The 401-nt window shown below is 62.8% G+C and carries 1 protein-coding gene; it reads right to left on the bottom strand.

Annotation, left to right across the window (positions count from 1 at the left end; translation table 11 throughout):
- Window positions 1–401 (bottom strand): ABC transporter ATP-binding protein (locus tag QSK30_RS36655; protein ID WP_285510009.1); only part of this gene is annotated, 401 nt, incomplete at both ends.

The raw sequence follows: 401 nt of genomic DNA, 5'->3' as shown, positions 1-401 counted from the left end.
CGAGGCGTGTCGCACTGCTGCAACAACCCATCCTTGAGCACGGCGACACGATGACCCATCGTCATCGCCTCCACCTGATCGTGGGTCACATAAATGGTGGTCGTCCCCAACCGCCGCTGCAGAGCGGCGATGTTCGCCCGCGTCTCCACCCGAAGCTTCGCGTCCAAGTTGGACAACGGCTCATCCATCAGGAACACCGCCGGGTCACGCACGATCGCCCGCCCCATCGCCACCCGCTGCCGCTGACCACCCGAAAGCGCCTTCGGCTTACGCGCCAAGTACTTCTCCAGGTCCAACAGCTTCGCCGCCTCAGCGACCTTCTCCCCGATCACCTGCTTCGACAAACCCTGCAACTTCAACGCGAACCCCATGTTCTGCGCCACCGTCATATGCGGGTACAG

It is taken from the genome of Actinokineospora sp. NBRC 105648, from assembly GCF_030269645.1.
In the GTDB taxonomy this organism is placed as follows: Bacteria; Actinomycetota; Actinomycetes; order Mycobacteriales; family Pseudonocardiaceae; genus Actinokineospora.
Note: the sequence above shows the minus strand (reverse complement) of the source record. Positions and strands in the feature narration are given on the sequence as shown.